Raw genomic sequence first — 736 nt, forward strand, 5'->3', positions numbered from 1 at the left:
GTACTCAGCGGAGCGTATCGGGCACTGCCCGTTCGGCGGCAGTACATACCCAAGCCGGACGGCAAGCAGCGCCCATTGGGGATTGCCGCACTGGAAGACAAAGTCGTCCAGCGCGCGGTGGTTGAAGTGCTAAATGCGATCTACGAGGAAGACTTTCTCGGTTTCTCGTACGGGTTCCGACCCGGACGCAGTCAGCATGATGCGCTGGACGCGTTGGCAACGGCCATCATCCGCACCCCGGTGAACTGGATTTTAGACGCCGACATCCGGAGTTTCTTTGACTCGGTCAGCCAGGACTGGCTGGTTCGATTCGTGGAGCATCGGATCGGCGACGAGCGCATCATTCGTCTTGTGCGGAAATGGCTCAAGGCGGGCGTTTTGGAGAATGGAGAACTGAGCGTCAGTGAAACAGGTACACCGCAGGGGTCAGTGGCGTCGCCACTGTTCGCGAACGTGTATATGCACTACGTGTTTGATCTCTGGGCCAACCGGTGGCGACGGCGGGAAGCTAAAGGCAACGTCATTATTCTGCGGTACGCAGATGATGTTGTGGTTGGCTTCGAGCACGAAGCTGACGCGCGGCGCTTCTGGGACGCGATGCGACAGAGGCTGGAGGAGTTCTCGCTTGTGCTTCATCCGGACAAGACGAGGTTACTGGAGTTTGGTCGCAACGCAGCGGCCAACCGCCAGCGTCGAGGTCTTGGCCGACCGGAGACCTTCGCCTTCCTGGGTTTCA

General features: G+C 59.2%; 1 protein-coding gene. It reads left to right on the forward strand.

Going from position 1 to position 736, the window contains the following annotated elements; genetic code table 11:
* Window positions 1-736, forward strand: a 736-nt coding sequence (locus tag AC3WL8_RS39955; RefSeq protein WP_492380263.1) for a reverse transcriptase domain-containing protein, incomplete at both ends; no start/stop codon positions are given.

The sequence above is a fragment of the Cupriavidus sp. FW305-F7 genome (assembly GCF_058782875.1).